Genomic DNA, 18,318 nt, shown 5'->3' on the forward strand with positions numbered 1-18,318 from the left:
AGCCACAGACCGCCTATGTTGCCCGGCTCAGCCATGACGCCGTTCGACGCCACCCCTTCGCCGCTCCACCCGACAGGCCCCGCTCCGGGCCTGGTGGACGGATTCGGCCGCACGGTGACCTATCTTCGGGTCTCGGTGACCGACCGCTGCGACCTGCGCTGCGTCTATTGCATGGCCGAGCATATGACGTTCCTGCCCAAGACCGAAGTTCTCAGTCTGGACGAACTGGACCGCCTGGCTTCGGCTTTCGTCGCCCTGGGGGTGCGCAAGCTGCGCCTCACTGGCGGCGAGCCCCTGGTGCGCAAGGGTTTCATGGATCTGGTCGCCGGGCTGTCGCGGCATTTGAAGAGTGGTGCGCTGGACGAGATCACCCTGACCACCAACGGCGCCCAGCTGGCCCGGCATGCGCAGGGGCTGGCCGATCATGGCGTTCAGCGGATTAATGTGTCGCTCGACACCCTCAAGCCTGAGCTTTTCCGCCGGCTGACCCGCGGCGGCGACTTGGTGCAGGTGATGGCGGGCATCGAGACCGCCAAGGCGGCCGGCTTGAAGATCAAGATCAACGCCGTGGCCTTAGCCGACGACAATGCGGACGAGCTGCCGGACCTGATCGCCTGGGCGCATGGCGAGGGGTTCGACATGACCCTGATCGAGACCATGCCCCTGGGCGAGGTCGAGGGCGATCGAACCGACCAGTTTCTCTCGCTCACCAAGGTGCGGCAGGAGCTTTCGGCCTTCTGGACCCTGGAGGACCTGCCCCTGAACACCGGCGGGCCGGCGCGTTACGTCAGGGTGGCCGAGACGGGCGGGCGGCTGGGGTTCATCACCCCTATGACCCACAATTTCTGTGAGGCCTGCAATCGCGTGCGCCTGACTTGCACCGGGGTGCTGCACACCTGCCTGGGCCGCGATGACGCCGCCGATCTGCGAGCTCTGGTCCGGGGCGGAGCCAGTGACGTTGAACTGCAATCGGCGATCCGGGCGGCGGTGACGGGCAAGCCGCAAGGTCACGACTTTCATATCGATCGCGGCTCGGCCCCCGCCGTCGCGCGCCACATGTCGACCACGGGCGGCTGATGCGGGTTCTGTTGTTCGGACGTCTTGGCGATGTGGCCGGCTGGCGTGAGCGGGTTTTCGAAACCGTGCCCGCCGATCTGTCCACCCTTCGCGCCGACCTGGCGTCTCAGGACCCGGCGCTGGGCGAGGCCCTGGCCGGCCTGGGCGTGCAGACGGCTGTCGATCAGGTCCTGGTCCGGGGCGAAGCCTCGCTGAGCGGCGTCGCCGAGGTCGCCTTCCTGCCTCCGATGAGCGGCGGATGATCCTGCTCCAGGCCGAGCCCCTTGATGTCGGCGCCCTGACCGCGAGCTTCTGCGCCGAGCGCAGCGAGACGGGCGCTGTGGCCACCTTCATCGGCCTGGCCCGGGCCGAGGGTGGAGCGACTCGCGTGCTGGAGCTGGAAGCCTATGCCGGCTTCACCGAAAAGCAGATCGGCCGGATGGTCGAGGAGGCGCGGGAGCGCTTTGGCCTGCACGACGTCAGCGTCGTCCACCGCATCGGCCCGGTCGCCCCCGGCGAGGCGGTGGTGTTCGTGGCCACGGCGGCGGCCCATCGCCGTGAGGCGTTGCAGGCCTGCGACCATCTGATGGACTATCTGAAGAGCCGCGCCCCCTTCTGGAAGAAGGAGCACGGCCCCGACGGCGCCCGCTGGATCGAGCCGACCGGCAAGGATCTGGCTGACGCCAAGCGCTGGGACCCTTAGGACGAGATCATGAGCACTCTTAATCCCTCCTCGCTTGTTCCGGGCGGCCGGATCGTCGATGACCTGCCTTTCATTCCCGTCCGCGTGGCCGTGCTGACGGTTTCCGACACTCGCGACGAGGAGAGCGACACCTCCGGCGCCGTGCTGGCCGCGCGAATTCAGGAGGCGGGCCACGTCCTGGCCGGAAAGACGCTGGTGCCCGACGACGTCACCGCTATCCGCGCGGTGGTGCGGGGCTGGATCGCCTCCGGTGACGTGGACGCCATCATCACAACGGGCGGCACGGGGATCACCGGTCGCGACGTGACGCCCGAGGCGCTGCAGCCGCTGTTCGACAAGACCATCGACGGCTTCTCCACCGTCTTCCACCTGGTCAGCTACCAGTCGGTAGGCCTGTCGACCCTGCAGTCGCGGGCGACGGCGGGGATCATCGACGGGGTTTTCGTCTTTTGCCTGCCGGGCTCCAACGGGGCGGTGAAGGACGGTTGGGACAAGGTGATCCGCGCCCAGCTCGATAGCCGTCACAAGCCCTGCAACATGGTCGAGCTGATGCCGCGGCTGTTGGAGAAATGAGCCGCCTGACCCACATCGACGACGAGGGCCGCGCCCGCATGGTCGACGTCTCGGAAAAGGCGGTCACCGCTCGCGAAGCCTTGGCTGAAGGCTTTGTTCGCATGAACGGCGAGACGTTGGCCCTGGCCATTTCCGGGACCGGCAAGAAGGGCGACGTGCGCGCCGTGGCCGAGATCGCCGGGGTGATGGCGGCCAAGAAGACCTCCGACCTGATCCCGCTTTGCCATCCCCTCGCCCTGACCAAGGTCGAGGTGGCGGTCGAGCCGGCGGAAGACGGGATGAAGGTGACCGCGCGGGTCAAGACCAGCGGCCAGACGGGCGTCGAGATGGAGGCCCTGACGGCCGTGTCCGTCGCCTGCCTGACGATCTACGACATGCTGAAGGCCGCCGATAAAGGCATGACCATCGAGGCCGTGCGCCTAGTCGAGAAGACGGGCGGTAAGTCCGGAGATTGGCGCCGCCAGGTCTGAATTGCGGACGGCCATGATCTCGCCGAGCACGGCGACGGCGATCTCGAATGGGGCCTTACCGCCCAAGTCCAGGCCGATGGGCGCGCGCAGCTTGGTCAGATGACCCTCGGAAATCCCCGCGTTTCTTAGCCTGGCCAGGCGTTCGGGCAGCCTCGATCTCGCGCCGAGCAGGCCCACATAGGGCGCCGGCGACGGCAAGGCGGCCAGGAGGGCCGCCTCGTCCAGATCCATATCGTGATGACAGACGGCGACGGCGGTCCAGGGGTCGAGGCCGATGGCGTCCAAGGCTCTCTGCGGCGTGTCCCGGCTATAGGTCAGGCCGGCGATCGGCGGCGGATCGATGGGGCCGTTGGGACGCACCAGAATGGTCTCGTGACCGCAGGAGACGCCCAGGCTGGCGATGGCCAGGGCGGTAGGGTCGCCGCCGAACACGATCAGGCGAGGCGCCGGCTCGAAGCGCAGTCGGATCGCGCCGGGCCAGGGCTGGGCGAGATCGGCCAGGGTGCAGGCGCGCTGGGCTCCATCGGTCAGCCAGGCGGCGGGTTGGCGGGTCTTGGCGAAGACCTTCAGGGCCGCCGCGGCCGCGTCGTCGGGCATGATGCGCTCGACCAGGACCTCAAGCCGGGCGCCGCAGAGCAGGCGGATGTCGGGCCAGGGGCTGCCGGCGCCATAGACCAGCCGTCGGGGCTCCCCGTCGGCCAGGCAGGCGGCGGCGTGCAGAGCGACGTCGGCTTCGATGCAGCCGCCGGACAGGAAGCCGGATGTCTCGTCGGTCCCAAAGACCATCTGGGTCCCCACCGGACGAGGGCCGCCGCCCTGAAGGTCCACGATGGTGACCAAAATCGCCGGACCTTTTTGCAGGGCGCGCGCCAGGGCCGGACGGGCGTCATCCGAGAAACCAAAGGTCGGCCAAGGGTTTAGGTCAAACGGTGTCGTAGTTCCCATGTGACGAGCTTAACGCCTCGGAAAGACTTCAGATACGGGTTCTTAGGCCTTCCGCGCGATCCTTCGCGCATGAGTGGTCCTGTTTCCAAACTTGGCTTGAACGCGGCGCAGTTCGGGCTCGACAGTTCGTCGAGCCTGCGTTCGCGTCCGCCGCAAGCCGAAGCCCGCGAGATCCTGGGGATCGCCGCGCGAGCCGGGCTGGGCGTCCTGGATTCCCAGGGCCTGTACGGCCATGCCGAGAGCCTGTTGGGCGAAGCCCTGCCGCGTCCGACGCCGTTCCGCATCACCATCGGCGCCGCGCGCGCCGACCGCGGCCCCATGCATGTGGAGAACGAGGCCCGCGCGGCCCTTCGCCGCCTTCAGGTGGAGCGCGCCGACGCCATTGTCGTCTCGTCCATGCACGACCTGTTCGGCCCCAACGGCGACCATTTCTGGAACACCCTTCTGGCCATGAAGGACGAGGGCCTGTTCGCCAAGGTCGGCGTTTCGGTCCACGCCACCGACGATTCCGTCGGCATCATGAAGCGCTTCAAGCCGGACATCGTCCAGGCGCCGGGCAGCCTGCTGGACCAACGCCTGCTGGCTGACGGCACCCTGGCCCGCCTGGCCGGCATGGGCGCCGAGGTGCATCTGCGCTCGATCTTCCTGAACGGCCTGCTGTTCCTGCCGCCCGATCGGGTTCCGGCCCAGCTGAAGGGGGCTTCGGGCCGCCTGTCGCGCGTGCGCCGGATGATCGCCGAGGGACGTTCGGATCCGCTGCAGGCGGCGCTTGGCTTCGCCCTGTCGCGGGTCGAGGCGCATTCGGTTCTGGTGGGCGTCACGTCCGCGGCTGAACTTTCGGCCGTCGTGGCGGCCGCGGCGAGCCCGCCGCCGGATTTGGACTGGGACGACATGGCGATCGACGACCCGATCGCGCTCGACCCCAGCAACTGGGCCGCGGCCTAATTTAGCAAAATTCTCGGGAGGCCCCCTCGGGGCGCGCCGTGCTCAACCGCGGCGCGGCCCCGAGGAGCCGAACACCGACCGCGTTCTGACCCGCGGCCGGTGTCGTCTCTTGAAGTCCGCCCCTGTGGGGAGCGGACCCCTTGAGCTTGTTCAGCCCCACACGCCGTACGGATCGACCGACGGCTTGCCCAGCGCCTGGGCGACGGCCGGGTGGGTCAGCTGACCCTTCAGCACGTTCAGGCCCTTGGCCAGGTGGGGGTTGGTCTTCAGCGCGTCCAGGCCGTGGTTGGCGAGGGCGAGGCCAAAGGGAAGGGTTGCGTGACCCAGGGCGTCGGAGGAGGTGCGGGGGGCCGCGCCCGGCATATTGGCCACGCAATAGTGGACCACGCCGTCGACCGTGTAGGTCGGGTCGGCGTGGGTGGTCGGCTTGCTGGTCTCGAAGCAGCCGCCCTGGTCGATGGACACGTCCACCAGAACAGAGCCGGGCTTCATGCGCTTGAGGTGCTCGCGCTTGACCAGGGTCGGGGCGGCGGCCCCGGCGGTCAGGACGGCGCCGATGACGACGTCGGCCTTGAGGATTTCGTCCTCGACCGAGTCCAGCGAGGAATAGCGAGTCAGGATGCGGCCCTGGAACAGGTCGTCCAGCTGGCGCATGCGGGGGATGGAGCGTTCCAGCACCACCACCTCGGCGCCCAGGCCGGCGGCCATGCGGGCGGCGTTGGTGCCGACCACGCCGCCGCCGAGGACGGCCACGCGGGCCGGGGGCACGCCGGGCACGCCGCAGAGCAACAGGCCCATGCCGCCGTTATGCTTCAAAAGGGTCTCGGCCGCCGAGAACACGGCGATGCGGCCGGCGACTTCCGACATGGGGGCCAGCAGCGGCAGGCCGCCGGTCGCGTCGGTGACGGTTTCATAGGCGATGGCCGCGCAGCCCGAGGCCAGCAGGCCTTCGGTCTGGGCCGGATCGGGCGCCAGGTGCAGGTAGGTGAACAGGATGTGGCGGTCGGTGAGCTTTTCCCACTCGACCTTCTGCGGCTCCTTCACCTTCACGATCATCTCGGCGCCGGCGAAAACGGCGTCGGCGTCGGGGGCGATGGCTGCGCCGGCCTTCACATAGGCCTCGTCGGCGTAACCGGCGCCCTGGCCGGCTCCGGCCTGGACGAGGACGGAGTGGCCATTGGCCACATATTCACGGACGGCGGACGGGGTCAGGCCGACCCGGTGCTCGCCCTGTTTGATTTCAGAAGGGACGCCAACGCGCATCGATGTTTCCTCCACTTTTGGGATTTGAACGCGGTGTAGCGCGGGCAGGCTGCGGCTTCCCGGCGTAATGATCACGACGAACCTTGCTATATGGATGGATCATGCGAAGAAGGTCACCATGAAGCAGGAATCCTCCAGAAGCCTCGACAGCTTCGACCGAAAGCTGTTGCGATTTCTCCAGCGGGAAGGCCGCGCCAGCTATGTGGACATGGCCAAGGCGGCCAATCTTTCGGAGTCCGCCTGCCTGCGCCGGGTCAAGGCGCTGGAGCAGGCGGGGATCATCGACCACTACTCGGCGGTGCTGGACCAGCGGGCCGTGGGCCTGCCGCTCAGCGTGTTCGTCACCGTGACCCTGGCCTCCCAGGCCGAGGCGACCCTGACCGCTTTCGAGACGGCGGTGGCCGGGGTGCGCGAGGTGGCCGAGTGCTACCTGATGACCGGCGGTTCGGACTATCTGCTGCGTCTGGTGGTCCGTGACGTGGACGACCTGGAGCGCGTCCACAGCCGGGAGCTCACACGGTTGCCGGGCGTGACCCGGGTCAGTTCGTCCATCGCAATGCGTACCGTGGTCAAGCGGGCGGAATTGCCGTTGTGAACTCCCCCCTTCTCCCTCGATGGGAGAGGGGGGCGTGCTGCATTTCAGATAGTTCCGTCATCCTCGCCCTTGTGGCGAGGATCCAGACACGGCTGAGGTTCTGGGTCCGCGGCGGTGGAGCCGCTTTGCCCATGCGGCAGGCGCGGAGTCTCTGGGTCCTAGGCACGAGGCCTAGGATGACGAGCTTTGAGATGGGCGTGCGAAATCCCCCCACGGGAAATCCCGCAAGGCCGGAAGGGCGGCGGAGCAGCCTGACCTGGGTCAGGCGATGGATTTTTGCAGTGCCGGTTCGACCCAGGTCTTTCCGCTCCGCGCGATCGTGTCTGGGGGCTTCTCGCGAGGACTTACACATCTCCGAGCAAGGCCCTGACGGGCGGGCCTCCTCCAGCGAGGAGGTCCCGGACCGCGTGGACGCCGGGGTTCCACGCCTGATCCCGCTCGATCGCATCCCCATCACAACCGGCGCTGGCCGAGCGCCCTTCCCGTGATGGAGACAGGGGCAAGAGTACGGGAGGCGGAATGGGGGCGGATAAGTCGGCGCAAATCCCCCTCTTCCTCTTGATGGGAGAGGGGGTCGGCGGCCCCTATCCGTCCAGGGCTTCCTGATAGCCTTCGAGGCTGTTGATGGTCACGCCAAGGTCGGTGACCAGGCCGTTCGACAGGGAATAGACCCAGCCGTGGACGGCCAGTTTCTGACCGCGCGCCCAGGCGTCCTGCACGAAGACGTCGGAGGCGACGTTGCGCACCTGACGGATGACGTTCAGTTCGCACAGGCGGTCCAGCTTGGGCCGGTCGCCCTCGATGGCGTCCAGTTCGGCGCGGTGCTCGGCATGGACCTCGCGGATCGGGTGCAGCCAGTGATCGACCAGGCCGCGGCGCTGGCCGTCGATGGCCGCCGCCACGCCGCCGCAGCCGTAGTGGCCCACGACCATGACGTGTTTGACCTTGAGCACATCGACCGCGAACTGCAGCACCGACAGGTAGTTTGCGTCCTGCGGCGGGGCGAGGTTGGCCACGTTGCGGTGGACGAACAGCTCGCCCGGGTCGAGGCCGACGATCTCGTTGGCCGGCACGCGGCTGTCCGAGCAGCCGATCCAGAGATATTCGGGGCTCTGCTGGTTCTCCAGACGCTTGAAGAACTCGGGGTCGACCTCGGTCTTGGTCTTGGACCAGTTGAGGTTGTTGAGCTTCAGATCATCAAGTCGCGGCATTCGGTGCGTCCGGTTGCAGATCAGGGTGGGCGGCGGCGAAGGCGGCGTGTTCCACCGCTTCCGCCGCGACTTCACGGATATGGGGATAGGGCGCCAGGTCCACGCCGAAACGGCTGGCGTTATAGACCTGCGGGATCAGATAGCAGTCAGCCAGGCCCGGCGTGTCGCCATAGCACCAGCCTTGGCCGTGCTTGGCGATCATGCCGTCCAGAACCTCGAAACCCGGAGCGACCCAGCGGGCGACCCAGGCCTTCACCTGCTCGTCGTCGGCGCCGAAATCGGCGCGCAGGCTGTTGAGGACCCGCAGATTGTTGAGCGGGTGGATGTCGCAGGCGATGACCATGGCCATGGCGCGTACCAAGGCGCGCTCATCGTCCTCGTCCGGCAGCAGGGGCGGCTCGGGATAGGTGTCCTCCAGCCACTCCAGGATCGCCAGGCTCTGGGTGATCACCTTGCCGTCGACTTCCAGGGCCGGGACGAAGCCCTGCGGGTTCAGGGCCATGAAGGCTTCGGACTTCTGGCCGCCGCCGGCCAGATTCACGCCCTTCTGCTCGAACTCCAGTCCCTTGAGGTGGAGGGCGATGCGGACGCGGAAGCTGGCGCTGGAGCGCCAGTAGTTATGAAGGATCAGGTTCATGGAGTCAGACCAGCTGGAAGGCGACGGACCCGACGCCGTCAACGGCGCCCTCGATCCGGTCGCCCTTGCGCACGGGCCCGACGTTCTCGGGCGTGCCGGTGAAGATCAGGTCGCCGGGCGCCAGACGCCACAGCTTGGACGCCTCGGCGATTACCTCGGCGACGTTCCAGATCATGTCGGAGACGACGGCGTCCTGTTTCAAGTCGCCATTGACGGACAGGTGGATGCGGCCCGTCGGGGGCGGGCCGTCGGCGCGGCGGATGGCCGAGATCGGGGCGCTGTGGTCGAAGGCCTTGCCGGCTTCCCACGGGTGGCCCTTGGACTTGGCGGCGTTCTGCAGGTCGCGGCGGGTCAGGTCCACGCCGGCGGCGTAGCCGAAGACGAGATCCAGGGCCTGGTCGGGCGAGACCTGGAAGCCCTCGGCCCCGATGGCGATCACCAGCTCCATTTCGTAGTGCAAGTTCTCGGTGGCCGGCGGATACGGAACATCGGCGCCGTGCGAAACCAGGGCGTCGGCGGGTTTTGAGAAGAAGAACGGCGGGTCGCGGTCGTCGCCGCCCATTTCACGCCGATGAGCGTCATAGTTGCGGCCCACGCACAGGATGCGCCGGACGGGAAACACCGCTTCGCTGTCGAGGACGGGAACGGTGGGCGCGACCTGCGGGGCGACGGCGTACTGGATCATGGCGCGAAGCGTTAGCGCGCCGACGCCCGCGGCTCAACCGATGGCGCGTGACGTTGCCGTGATTGCGGGCGCCGGCGATGGGGTGACTCTTCTTTCACTTGCTCCGGCGGCGCGGGAAGGCCAAGGAGCAAGGGAAGCCATTCGCGGGCCGAAAAGATCTGACGCCGACATGCTGATCATCGAGAACCTGACCCACGTCTACGACAACGGCGTGCGCGCCCTGGACGAGGTCAATCTGATGGTCCCCCGGGGCATGTTCGGCCTGCTGGGTCCGAACGGCGCGGGCAAGTCCACCCTGATGCGGTCGATCGCGACCCTGCAGGCGCCGACCAGCGGCCACATCCGCTTTGGCGACATCGATGTTCTGAAGAACCCGCAGATTTTGCGCCGGACCCTGGGCTACCTGCCGCAGGATTTCGGGGTCTATCCGCGGGTCAGCGCCTACGAGATGCTGGATCACATGGCCATCCTCAAGGGGATCGCCAACGCCGCCGACCGCAAGGAGACGGTGGAAGGCCTGCTGGCCCAGGTGAACCTGTGGGGCGTGCGCAAGAAGGCCCTGGCCGGCTTTTCGGGCGGGATGCGCCAGCGGTTCGGCATCGCCCAGGCCCTGATCGGCAATCCCGGCCTGATCATCGTTGACGAGCCGACGGCTGGGCTGGACCCGGAGGAGCGCAATCGTTTCCTCAATCTGCTGGCCGAGATCGGCGAGAGCGTGGTGGTGATCCTGTCCACCCACATCGTCGAGGACGTGTCGGACCTTTGCCCGGCCATGGCCATCATCTGCGAGGGCCGCATCGTAGGCCGAGGCGCGCCGGCCGACATGGTCGCCGCCCTGAAGGGCCGGGTGTGGATGAAGTCCATCGACAAGGCCGACCTGCCGGCGCTCAAGGAGCGGCTGCAGGTGATCTCCACCCGCCTGTTCGCCGGCCGCACCGTGGTCCACGTGCTGTCCGACAACGATCCTGGCGACGGCTTCGCCCCAGCCCCCGAGGGGCTGGAGGATGTCTATTTCACCACCCTCGCCGCCACGCGCGCCGCCTGAGCGGAGAGCGGGATGTTCGGCAAGATCGCGGCCTTTGAATTTCGTCACCAGACCCGCCAGCCGGTGTTCTGGGTGGCCGCGGGCATCTTTTTCCTGCTGACCATAGGCTCGGTCGTCGTCGACCAGATCCAGATCGGCTCGGGGGGCAACACCCGCAAGAACGCGGCCTTCGCCATCGCCCAGATCCACCTGATCTGGTCGATCTTCTACATGTTCGTCACCGCCGCCTTCGTGGCCAATGTGGTGCTGCGTGACGATGAGACGGGCTTTGGGCCGATCATCCGGTCCACGCGGGTGGGGCGGTTCGACTATCTGTTCGGACGCTTCGTCGGCGCCATGGCGGCGGTGCTGCTGTCGTTCATGGCGGTGCCGCTGGCGATCATGGTCGGAACCCTGGCCCCGTGGGTCGATCCGGAGACGCTGGGCCCCTTCGTCTTCAGCCATTACCTGTTCGCCTATTTCGTCCTGGCGGTTCCCAATCTGCTGCTGACCGGGGCGATGTTCTTCGCCCTGGCCACGGTGACCCGGTCGATGATGGGCACCTATATGGGGGTGGTGGTCTTCCTGGTGCTGTGGATCGTGGCCGGGATCGTCCTCAACCAGCCCCAGTATGACCGCGTCGCGGCCCTGTGGGAGCCGCTGGGCACGGCGGCCTACGGCCTGGTGACCAAGTACTGGACGGCGACGGAGCGCAACAGCGCGATTCCCGCCGTCGCCGGCGCGCTGCTCTTCAACCGCGTCTTCGCCCTGGCCCTGGCGGCGGCGATGCTGGCGGCAGCCTATTTCCTGTTCCGCTTCAATCCCGTGACTCGCAGCGCCAAGGTCCGCAAGGCGCGCCGCCTGCGCAAGGCCGAAGCCGACGCGCCGCCGCCCCAGATCGTGGAAACGGTCCGACCGGCGCCCAGATTCGGCGCCGCCTCGGCCTGGACCCAGATGAAGGCCCGCACCCGGCTGGAGATGGGGCAGATCTTCCGCCATCCGGCCTTCCTGGTGTTGATGGCGATGGGCGTGGTCAACGCCCTGGGCCAGCTGTGGTTCGCCACCGAGACCCGATATGGCAGCGACATCTGGCCGGTGACGCGCCTGATGATCCGCGCGCTGGAGGACTCGTTCACGGTGATCCCCATGGTGGTGGCGATCTTCTATGCGGGCGAGCTGGTCTGGCGTGAGCGCGACCGACGCACCCATGAGATCATCGACGCCACGCCGCTGCCCGATTGGGCGTTCGTCGCGCCCAAGACGCTGGGGGTCTCGCTGGTGCTGCTGGCCAGTCTGATGATCGGCGTCGTGGTGGCCATGGGCATCCAGGCCTCCAAGGGCTTCACCGACTTCGCCATCGGCGAATACCTGCTGTGGTACGTCCTGCCGCGCACGGTCGACATGATCCTGATCGCGGTCCTGGCGGTGTTCCTGCAGGCGGTCTCGCCGCACAAGTTCGTCGGCTGGGGCCTGATGGTGCTGTTCCTGGTCGTGCAGGCGACCATGGCCACGGTGGGGCTGGAGCATAACCTCTATAACTACGGGTCCGGCCCCAACGTGCCGCTGTCGGACATGAACGGACAGGGCCGGTTCTGGGAGGGCGCCTGGTGGTTCCGGCTCTACTGGTCGGCGTTCGCGGTGGTGTTGCTGGTCCTCGCGCACGTGCTGTGGCGACGAGGGGCGGAGACCCGCATGAGCCCGCGCCTGCGCCGGATGGGCGCGCGCCTGAACGGCCCGGCGGGCGTGGTCCTGGGCCTCGGCCTGTGCGTGTTCGCCGCCGCCGGGGCTTTCATCTATCTCAACACCAATGTCTGGAACGAGTACCGCACGCGCATCGACGACGAGCGCTGGATGGCGGACTATGAGAAGACCCTGACCCCGCTGGAGAACATTCCCCAGCCCAAGATCGCTTCGGTGCGGCTGGAGGTGGACATCCACCCCGACGCGCCGCGCATCGACACCCGCGGCGTCTATGTGGTCGAGAACCGTACGGCCCAGCCCCTGCGCCAGATCCATGTGAGGTTCGCCCGCGATCTGAAGGTCAAGGGCTTGTCCATCGAGGGCGCGCGTCCGCAGCGGACCCTGGACCAGTTCAACTATCGCATCTTCGCGTTCGATACACCGATGATGCCAGGGGAACGCCGGACCCTGTCGTTTATCACCGAGCTGTCCCAGAAGGGCTTCCGCAACCGGGACAACCTGACCCGGGTGGTGGGCAACGGGACCTTCGTCAACGACCAGGAGATCGCGCCGGGTCTGGGCGTCGACCGCAACATGGTGCTGAGGGACCGGGCCAAGCGCCGCAAGTACGGCCTGGCGCCGGAGCTGCGCATGGCCCGCCTGGGCGATCAGGCCAGCCGCCAGTTCACCTATCTGCGCCGGGACGCCGACTGGGTTCACGCCGACATCACCGTGACCACGGACGCCGACCAGACGCCGATCGCGCCGGGGTACAAGACCAGCGACCGGACCCTGGCCGGGCGGCGCACCGCGCGCTTCATCACCGAGGCGCCGATCCTGCCCTTCTTCTCGATCCAGTCCGCGCGCTACAGCGAGATGTCGCAAATTCACGACGGGGTGACCCTGACGGTCTTCCACCACCCCGAGCACGACTGGAACACCGAGCGGATGCTCAAGTCGCTGCGGGTGGGGCTAGACTATTTCCAGACCAACTTCGGCCCGTACCAGTTCCGCCAGGCGCGAATCCTGGAATTCCCGGCCTATGGTGATTTCGCCCAAGCCTTCGCCGGGACCATCCCCTGGTCGGAGAGCATCGGCTTCATCTCGGACTCGCGCGATCCCGACAAGATCGACTTCGTCACCTATGTCGGGGCGCATGAGCTGGGTCACCAGTGGTGGGCGCACCAGCTGATCGGCGCCGATCAGCAGGGCGCGACCGCCCTGTCCGAAAGCCTGGCGCAGTACTCGGCTCTGATGGTCATGGAGAAGCTCTATGGCCGTGAGCAGATCCGTAAATTCCTGAAGTTCGAGCTGGATCGCTATCTGCGCGCCCGCGGCGGCGAGGTGATCGAGGAGCTGCCGCTGGTGCGGGTCGAGAACCAGCCCTACATCCACTACCAGAAAGGCGCGCTGGTCATGTACCGCCTGCGCGACGAGCTGGGCGAGGAGGCGGTGAACCGCGCCCTGCGCATCCTGCTGCAGCGCTACGCCTTCCAGGGGGCGCCGTTCGCCATTGCATCGGACCTGGTGGCGGCCCTGCGCAGCGTGGCGCCGGCCGACAAGCAGGACCTGATCACCGACCTGTTCGAGCGCATCACGCTCTATGATGTGAAGGCGCCCAGGATGACGTCCAGGCGCCGTCCGGACGGCAAGTTCGACGTCACGCTCACCGTGGTCGGCCGCAAGCTCTACGCCGACGGCAAGGGCGTGGAGCGAGAGGCGCCGCTGAACGAGGTGCTGGACGTCGGCGTGTTCGCGGCCGAGCCGGGCAAGGCGGGCTTCCGGTCGGGCGATGTTCTGGCGTTCGAGCGGCGGCCGGTGCGGTCGGGAACCCAGACCTTCACCTTCGTCACGGAACGCCAGCCGCGTTTCGCGGGGGTCGATCCCTACAACAAGCTGATCGACCGCAACTCCGACGACAATCTGACCCGGCCTCAATAGGCCATAGAAAACGCCCCTCCGGATGACCGGAGGGGCGCCAAAGCCGTTCGATGCGAAGAGGCTTAGTTCATGCCGTTCTTGAGGCCTTCGGCCTGGTTCAGGTGTTCCTGAATCTTCGGCGCGCCGGCGGCGGCGAAGGCCTTCAGGGCCGGAACGTCGCCGTCTTCGGCATAGCGCTGGACGACGTTCAGGGCCATCTGGTGAACATCGACCATGTCGTCGGCGTAGGTCTTGTCGAAATCGGCGGCGCTGGCGGCGCGCAGGTCATCGAGCTTGTCCTGCAGATCCGCCGGCAGAGCCGTGGCCGGAGCCAGCGACTGGCCCGAGGCGGCGATAGCCGACTTCAGGTCGGCCGACATGGCGGTGTGCATGTCGACCATCATCTGGGCGTACTTCTTCACCTCGGCGTTGGTGGAACGCTCCACCGCCAGCTTGCCGGCTTCGATTTCGTACATGTCCGTGGCCGAAGCCTTCATGACGAAGTCGGGAGCGGCGGCTTCATTGGCCATGCTGGGAACCGTCGCCGCCGGATTGGCGTCGGGGGTCGCGGCCTGTTGCGCGGCGCTGGTGGTGTCGGCCTTGTCACCGCAGGCGGCGACGGACAGTGCGGCGATGGCGGCGCCCACGATAAGGATGTGGCGTTTCATGATTCCCTCCGGGTTTTTTGAAAGCCGACCCGACGCCGGAAGGCGCGGTTCGATGGCATCAAAACCTCACGGGGACGTGATCGGTTCCGGATGGAGTTGATAAACTTCAGTTCGGAGCAGCGACTTGCGCCAGGGCGGCGGCGATCTGACCGACATTATAGGGCTTGCGAACGATGGGCGCATCGAAGCCCATGGGCGCGGCCTTGTCGGCATAGCCGGTGGCGAAGACGAACGGCACGCCGCGCGCCCGCAAGGCCTCGGCGGCGGGCGCCACCGACAGGCCATCGAGGTTGGCGTCCAGGACCGCCGCATCCAGAGGCAGGCTGACCATCTGCAGCGCCTCGTCCAGGGTGGCGGCGATGCCCGTCACATGAGCGCCCAGGTCGGTGAGCCCGGCCTCCAGCTCCATGGCCAGCAGAACGGAGTCCTCGACGATCAACAGGCGCAGGCCGGCCACATCGGTGCGGCTGCTTTCGCCCGAGACGGGGGTGAACTCGGCGGTGATCTGATCGGCGACCTTCTGGGCTTCTCGGGCGGCGTCGGCGCCTTGGCGCTCGCCCACCGCCTGGGCCGAAGCCTCCACCCGCGCCGCCACGCCCGACGGCCGATAGTCTATGGCGACCCGACCGCCCAGTTCGCGACCCGCGACATCCGACAGAAGGGTGGCTCCAAAACCCCGGCCCCCGTTGATTGGGGCGTCGACGCGCGGACCGCCGCTCTCCACCCAATCGAGGACGAATCCGCCTTTGGCGCCCGCGCGCCATGACACGTCCACCCGACCTGTCTCCACCGAAAGCGCGCCATACTTGACCGCGTTTATGGCCAGCTCGTGCAGGGCCAGCGACAAGGCGCTGGCCGCGCGGGGGGTCAGGAAGAGCTCGGGCCCGTCCCATCGCGTCTGAAGCGGCGCCAGCCCGCCGAGCTCGGCGCCGACGATGTCGCTGAGCATGGCGCCGCGCCAGCGGGTGGCGGTGAGCAGATCGTGCGCCGAAGCCATCGCCTTGAGGCGGCCCTGGAAGGTCTTGAGGAAGCCGTCGAGCGAACCGCTGCGCCGCGCCGACTGCACAGCCAGGGACTGCACGGCGGCCAGGACGTTCTTCACCCGGTGATCGAGCTCGGCGAGCAGGGCCTGAAGCCGCTCTTCCTCGCGCTTGCGATCATCGATGTCCTGGGTGACGCCGATCACCCGCTCGGGCGCGCCGCTGGACCCGTGCAGGACCGCGCCCGCGGTGTAGCGCCAGGATGGCGGGCCGCCGGACTCGCGAACGTAACGATATTCGACCTCATAGAGGCCTGTCTCTTCGATGGCCTTGCGGATGGCGTCGACCACGGCGGCTTGATCGTCGGGGTGGACCAGCTTGCGCAGCAGCTCGCCCTGTTGCGCGGGCATCTGGCCGGCGGAAAAGTCCAGCAGGGCGGCGGTGCGCTCACTCAGGATCACAAGGTCCTGCGTGAGGTCCCATTCGTATTCGCCCATACGCGCGGCCTTCAGGGCCAGGCGGACACGCTGCTCGTCCAGACGGCTGCGGGCGCGGGCGGCGGCGGTCTCGGCGCTGTAGCGGGCGGTCTCTACGTCGCGATTGAACTCTTCCATGGCCAGAGCGGCCAGATCGGCCAGCGCCTCGCACATGGCGGGGGTGGCGGGTTCATGGGGTTCTGGATCGCCGAGGGCGAGCAAGCCGATCATCTCGCCCTCGGCGGTGATCAGGGGCGCGCAGGCATAGAAGCGGACGTCGATGACCGGCATGTCGGCCACCAGCGGTCCGAGGACGGGGTCGGCGCGCAGGTCGCCGCAAACCACCAGTTCGCGCCGCTGCAACATGCGTTCGCCCAGGGTGCCGGCGCGGGGATGTTCCTTGATCGGCAGTCCCAGCTTGGCCTTGAACCAGAGTCGGTCGGCGTCGATCAGGACGATCGCGGCGCGGGGGCAGCGGAAGACAGCGGCGGCGGTGCGCACGATGCGGTCGAACCTGGGGTCAGGCTCGCTGTCGAGTATGCCCATGTCATACAAGGCGCGGAGGCGGTTCGCCTCCTCCGTCCCGGTGACCGGTTCACCATAATCGTCCATGATGCGACCATAGACCGCATCGCCGTTCTAGGCGAAGATGAAAACGGACTGCGGATCGACGTGTTGCGCGGATGTGGTTTTCGGAACAACCGCGCAAGCTTCGCGTTGAGCCCGCATCGCCCATTTCCAAGCCCCCTCCCTGGGGCCTCTAGCGGAGACCATCATGTCCGACGCGCTCAACCCCGCCCTGTCCGACGCCAAGGACGCCAAGTCCGCGGCCCGCGACGCTGTCGCCGAAACCAAGCGCAGCTTCAAGGACACCGCCAGCGTGGCGAAGGCGGGTCTGACCGACGCCGCTCACAAGGCTGAAAAGGCCCTGAAGGAAAGCGCCGAGGTGCTTCGCGCCCAGAGCCGCACCTATGTGGATAACGCCGGCCAATACTTCGATGAGGGCCAGCGCTACGTGGTCGAGCGGGTGAAGGAACGCCCGGTCACCGCCACCCTCGCCGGCGTCGGCGTCGGGTTGCTTCTCGGCCTGCTGCTGGCGAACCGCAGCAACCACCGGTGATCCGCAAGGTTCTAAGAACGACGGCTGCGGCGGCGCTTATTGGCGCCGCCGTTCTCGTGTCCGTCATATCCGCCGGCATCGCCATCTATGCGGTGCTTGAGCCCCTCGTCGGCGCGCCAGGCGCGGCGGCGATCGTGGCCGCGGTGTTCGCCCTGGTCGCCCTGATCGGCGGGCTGGTCTTGGCCGACAAGGCCGAGGACGGCCGGCATCATCAAAATCAGCACGCCGCCGCGCCGGACGCCAATTTCATCGGACGCATCATAGATCTGGCCAAGGACAAGCCGATCCTTTCGGCCGCCGCCGCCATTGGCGCGGGTGTGTTCTTCATGCGCAATCCCGTGCTTTTCGCCGCCTTGGCCAAGGCTTTCATGGATACCCGCGCGCCAGACCGCGACTGACGTCCTATATGCAGCTTGGCCTTCAGGGCGCCGCCGGCGACGGTCGCGCGTTGAGGGCCTGTATGCGTTCCTCAGGAGACCTCCCCCATGTTCGTCCTTCCCGATCTTCCCTACGCCTATGACGCCATCGAACCGGTGGTGTCGGCCAAGACCTTCACCTTCCACCATGACAAGCACCACAAGGCCTATGTGGACATGACCAACACCCTGGTCGGCGAGCTGGGCCTGACGGGCAAGACGATGGAAGAGGTCGTGCTGGCCGCCGTCGGCGACAAGTCCAAGAAGAAGCTGTTCAACAACGCCGCCCAATCCTGGAACCACGCCTTCTTCTGGGATGCGATGACGCCGGACTTCAAAGCCCCGGAGGGCGAGCTGAAGGCCGCTATCGAAAAGACTTTTGGCGATATCGCCACCCTGAAGGAAAAGTTCGTCGCCGAAGGCATCGGACACTTCGGCTCGGGCTGGGTGTGGCTGGCCGTCAAGAGCGGCGAGCTGGTTATCACCTCGACCCACGACGGCGAGAACCTGCTGGACCAGCCGGACCTGACCCCGCTTCTGGTCTGCGACCTGTGGGAGCATGCCTACTATCTGGACCACCAGAACAACCGCAAAGGCTTCCTGGAGGCCTGGTTCGACAAGGCGGCCAACTGGTCGCTGGCGGCCTCGCAACTGAAGGCCGCGCAAGGCGGCGGCGAAGGCTGGCGCTACCCGGCGCCGCAGTAGGGGCGACAGGAACGCGGGAGCCCGGCGGGCGTTGTCTTTCCAAGCTGAAGCTGAAGGAAGGAAACACGCATGCTGCGTTGGGCTCTCATTTTCCTGGTCGTCGCGTTGATCGCCGGCCTGCTGGGTTTCGCCGGGATCGCCGGGGCCGCCATGGGCGTCGCCAAGATCCTGTTCTACGTGTTCATCGTCCTGTTCCTGGTCTCGCTGGTCATGCACCTGTTCAGGGGTGGCCGCGGATCCTTGTAG

The 18,318-nt window shown here is 67.2% G+C and carries 20 protein-coding genes; 13 read left to right on the forward strand and 7 right to left on the reverse strand.

Annotated elements, in window-relative coordinates; all coding sequences use genetic code 11:
• The first annotated feature begins 33 nt into the window (after positions 1-33).
• The 5 genes from moaA to moaC are packed head-to-tail and all read left to right on the forward strand — an operon-like array spanning position 34 to position 2,802.
• Positions 34-1,077 (forward strand): GTP 3',8-cyclase MoaA, encoded by a 1,044-nt coding sequence (gene moaA, locus O5K31_RS00575; RefSeq protein ID WP_269715191.1) that lies wholly within the window; start codon positions 34-36, stop codon positions 1,075-1,077.
• Positions 1,074-1,319, forward strand: coding sequence for a MoaD/ThiS family protein (locus O5K31_RS00580; RefSeq protein ID WP_269717121.1), 246 nt, complete (start codon positions 1,074-1,076; stop codon positions 1,317-1,319). Before moaA ends, O5K31_RS00580 begins: the two co-directional genes overlap by 4 nt.
• Positions 1,316-1,759, forward strand: coding sequence for a molybdenum cofactor biosynthesis protein MoaE (locus O5K31_RS00585; RefSeq protein ID WP_269715192.1), 444 nt, complete (start codon positions 1,316-1,318; stop codon positions 1,757-1,759). The genes O5K31_RS00580 and O5K31_RS00585 overlap by 4 nt, the downstream gene beginning before the upstream one ends.
• A 9-nt stretch (positions 1,760-1,768) precedes the next feature.
• Positions 1,769-2,332, forward strand: a complete 564-nt coding sequence (gene moaB / locus O5K31_RS00590) for a molybdenum cofactor biosynthesis protein B (protein ID WP_269715193.1) — start codon at positions 1,769-1,771, stop codon at positions 2,330-2,332.
• Complete coding sequence (gene moaC, locus O5K31_RS00595; protein ID WP_269715194.1) at positions 2,329-2,802, forward strand: cyclic pyranopterin monophosphate synthase MoaC; 474 nt, start codon at positions 2,329-2,331, stop codon at positions 2,800-2,802. The genes moaB and moaC overlap by 4 nt, the downstream gene beginning before the upstream one ends.
• Here moaC and O5K31_RS00600 read toward each other — a convergent pair.
• Complete coding sequence (locus O5K31_RS00600; RefSeq protein WP_269715195.1) at positions 2,752-3,747, reverse strand: XdhC family protein; 996 nt, start codon at positions 3,745-3,747, stop codon at positions 2,752-2,754. The genes moaC and O5K31_RS00600 overlap by 51 nt on opposite strands.
• Before the next feature lie 69 nt (positions 3,748-3,816).
• Between O5K31_RS00600 and O5K31_RS00605 the strand changes: the two genes are divergently transcribed.
• Positions 3,817-4,692, forward strand: coding sequence for a bifunctional regulator KidO (locus O5K31_RS00605; protein WP_269715196.1), 876 nt, complete (start codon positions 3,817-3,819; stop codon positions 4,690-4,692).
• Between the two features lie 150 nt (positions 4,693-4,842).
• Here O5K31_RS00605 and ald read toward each other — a convergent pair whose 3' ends face one another.
• Complete coding sequence (gene ald, locus O5K31_RS00610) at positions 4,843-5,955, reverse strand: alanine dehydrogenase (protein ID WP_269715197.1); 1,113 nt, start codon at positions 5,953-5,955, stop codon at positions 4,843-4,845.
• Between the two features lie 118 nt (positions 5,956-6,073).
• Here ald and O5K31_RS00615 point away from each other — a divergent pair, with 118 nt between their 5' ends.
• Positions 6,074-6,550 (forward strand): Lrp/AsnC family transcriptional regulator, encoded by a 477-nt coding sequence (locus O5K31_RS00615; protein ID WP_269715198.1) that lies wholly within the window; start codon positions 6,074-6,076, stop codon positions 6,548-6,550.
• A 584-nt stretch (positions 6,551-7,134) separates the two neighbouring features.
• Here O5K31_RS00615 and O5K31_RS00620 read toward each other — a convergent pair.
• Genes O5K31_RS00620 through O5K31_RS00630 form a run of 3 tightly spaced genes read right to left on the reverse strand, consistent with a single transcriptional unit; the run spans position 7,135 to position 9,083 of the window.
• On the reverse strand, positions 7,135-7,761 hold the full coding sequence (locus O5K31_RS00620; protein WP_269715199.1) for a carbonic anhydrase: 627 nt from the start codon (positions 7,759-7,761) through the stop codon (positions 7,135-7,137).
• The gene (gene maiA / locus O5K31_RS00625) at positions 7,748-8,398 is read right to left on the reverse strand and encodes a maleylacetoacetate isomerase (RefSeq protein ID WP_269715200.1); all 651 of its coding nucleotides are present in this window, start codon (positions 8,396-8,398) and stop codon (positions 7,748-7,750) included. Before maiA ends, O5K31_RS00620 begins: the two co-directional genes overlap by 14 nt.
• A 4-nt stretch (positions 8,399-8,402) precedes the next feature.
• Entirely contained in the window at positions 8,403-9,083 is a 681-nt protein-coding gene (locus tag O5K31_RS00630) for a fumarylacetoacetate hydrolase family protein (protein ID WP_269715201.1), read from the reverse strand.
• 169 nt (positions 9,084-9,252) lie between these two features.
• On the opposite strand from O5K31_RS00630, the gene O5K31_RS00635 reads away from it, so the two are divergent.
• Both O5K31_RS00635 and O5K31_RS00640 read left to right on the forward strand, forming a co-directional pair.
• Entirely contained in the window at positions 9,253-10,128 is an 876-nt protein-coding gene (locus tag O5K31_RS00635) for an ABC transporter ATP-binding protein (protein ID WP_269715202.1), read from the forward strand.
• A gap of 12 nt (positions 10,129-10,140) precedes the next feature.
• On the forward strand, positions 10,141-13,728 hold the full coding sequence (locus tag O5K31_RS00640) for an ABC transporter permease/M1 family aminopeptidase (protein ID WP_269715203.1): 3,588 nt from the start codon (positions 10,141-10,143) through the stop codon (positions 13,726-13,728).
• A 62-nt stretch (positions 13,729-13,790) separates the two neighbouring features.
• On the opposite strand, the gene O5K31_RS00645 is transcribed toward O5K31_RS00640, so the two are convergent.
• Both O5K31_RS00645 and O5K31_RS00650 read right to left on the reverse strand, forming a co-directional pair.
• Entirely contained in the window at positions 13,791-14,375 is a 585-nt protein-coding gene (locus tag O5K31_RS00645; RefSeq protein WP_269715204.1) for a DUF4142 domain-containing protein, read from the reverse strand.
• 106 nt (positions 14,376-14,481) lie between these two features.
• Positions 14,482-16,443: an HWE histidine kinase domain-containing protein gene (locus tag O5K31_RS00650; protein ID WP_269715205.1), complete on the reverse strand. Its 1,962-nt coding sequence runs from the start codon at positions 16,441-16,443 to the stop codon at positions 14,482-14,484.
• A gap of 163 nt (positions 16,444-16,606) precedes the next feature.
• On the opposite strand from O5K31_RS00650, the gene O5K31_RS00655 reads away from it, so the two are divergent.
• The 4 genes from O5K31_RS00655 to O5K31_RS00670 all read left to right on the forward strand — a co-directional run bounded on the left by O5K31_RS00655 (position 16,607) and on the right by O5K31_RS00670 (position 18,318).
• The gene (locus O5K31_RS00655) at positions 16,607-16,951 is read left to right on the forward strand and encodes a hypothetical protein (RefSeq protein WP_269715206.1); all 345 of its coding nucleotides are present in this window, start codon (positions 16,607-16,609) and stop codon (positions 16,949-16,951) included.
• A 56-nt stretch (positions 16,952-17,007) separates the two neighbouring features.
• Positions 17,008-17,349 carry a hypothetical protein gene (locus tag O5K31_RS00660; protein ID WP_269715207.1) on the forward strand — a complete coding sequence of 114 codons (342 nt, stop codon included), beginning with the start codon at positions 17,008-17,010 and terminating at the stop codon, positions 17,347-17,349.
• Positions 17,350-17,436: 87 nt separating this feature from the next.
• A complete protein-coding gene (locus O5K31_RS00665) occupies positions 17,437-18,072 on the forward strand; it encodes a superoxide dismutase (RefSeq protein ID WP_269715208.1) in 636 nt (211 codons plus the stop codon).
• Between the two features lie 69 nt (positions 18,073-18,141).
• Positions 18,142-18,318 carry a DUF1328 domain-containing protein gene (locus tag O5K31_RS00670; protein WP_269715209.1) on the forward strand — a complete coding sequence of 59 codons (177 nt, stop codon included), beginning with the start codon at positions 18,142-18,144 and terminating at the stop codon, positions 18,316-18,318.

The organism is Caulobacter sp. NIBR2454, assembly GCF_027474405.1.
Lineage (GTDB): Bacteria > Pseudomonadota > Alphaproteobacteria > Caulobacterales > Caulobacteraceae > Caulobacter.